The organism is Robertmurraya beringensis (assembly GCF_042433785.1).
Taxonomy (GTDB): domain Bacteria; phylum Bacillota; class Bacilli; order Bacillales; family Cytobacillaceae; genus Robertmurraya_A; species Robertmurraya_A beringensis.
On record NZ_JBHLUU010000040.1, the window covers coordinates 1 to 628 of the forward strand.

Sequence of the window (628 nt, forward strand, 5' to 3'; positions counted from 1 at the left end):
CACTAGTGTTGCATTAATTTAATTTCACTATTAAAAATACTCAAAATGTTCAACTTTATTATATTGTGCAAAGAAAAAGTCCTTTATAATGGATAAGTCAGGTGGTAACCCGTCCAAATCCACTAAAAAGGACACATCTCATGGACAAGATTACACGAAAAACTTCATTTGGACAATGGTTTTCACCAATTAATATTCAATTATTTGAAGAACAGGTGAAAACGATGAAATTAGATTACTATACGAAAAAATTAACGACAGAGTCTTTCCTAAAATTACTACTTTTTGCCCAGCTAGAAGAAATCGAAAGCCTGCATGCGCTAGGTGATTGTCTATTCGATGACCAACTTCAAAAAGGGATTGACCTTGATTCGATCAGTATTTCTCAGCTGTCACGGCGATTAAATGGCATGAACCCAGATCTATTTCAAAGGCTTTTCCTTGATTTGGTCGTACAAATTCATGCCAAGACACACTATACGAAACTGGTCATGCCGTTAAAAATCATTGATTCAAGCACATTGCCACTTAATTTGACCAATCATAAATGGGCAAAGTTCCGTAAGACAAAAGCCGGTGTGAAGTTGCATCTACGCCTTGTGTTTATGGAAAAAGGTGCGTCCTATCC

The 628-nt window shown here is 36.3% G+C and carries 1 protein-coding gene; it reads left to right on the top strand.

All coding sequences use genetic code 11. From position 1 onward, the window contains the following. Positions 1-140 precede the first annotated feature (140 nt). Positions 141-628 (top strand): DUF4372 domain-containing protein (locus ACFFHF_RS11765; RefSeq protein ID WP_377058215.1); only part of this gene is annotated, 488 nt, incomplete at its 3' end.